This is a genomic window from Arthrobacter sp. 05T442, assembly GCF_056395945.1.
On record NZ_JBFTKM010000059.1, the window covers coordinates 1 to 510 of the forward strand.

1 protein-coding gene is annotated in these 510 nt (G+C 70.7%); it reads right to left on the bottom strand.

Annotated features, from left to right (window positions below):
• Positions 1 to 510: cupin domain-containing protein (locus AC1DES_RS19170; protein ID WP_476897282.1), on the bottom strand; the 510-nt coding region annotated here is incomplete at both ends.

Consider the following 510-nt stretch of genomic DNA (forward strand, 5'->3'; position numbering starts at 1 on the left):
ACGGTGGCCGGGTGGCCCTCGTCCTCGAGGAGGAGCTGYTCGGTCAGGGCCCGGTCCGTGTATTCCCAGCGGTAGGCGGCGATGGGGGAGCTCGTGGTGTCATCCAGGCCCGAGAGGGGGCGCAGGCCCGGGTGGGCCCAGAGCCGTTCGGAGCGGGAGATGTCCGGGGTGGCCTCGTCGGTGACGCGTTCGGTGCCGAACTCGAAGAACCCGGCGTCGGCGTAGTGCACGAACGGGATGTCCAGGCCGTCGATCCAGGCCATCGGCTCGTCGGTGTCGTTRTGGTGGCCGTGGAAGTTCCAGCCCGGGGTCAGCAGGAAATCCCCGCGGGACATCCGCACCGGGTCCCCGTTCACGACCGTCCAGACCCCTTCGCCCTCGACGACGAAGCGGAACGCGTTCTGGGAGTGCCGGTGTTCCGGGGCGGTTTCCCGGGCACCAAGGTACTGGATGGCCGCCCACAGCGTCGGGGTGGCGTACGGCGTCCCGGCCAGGCCCGGGTTCGCCAGG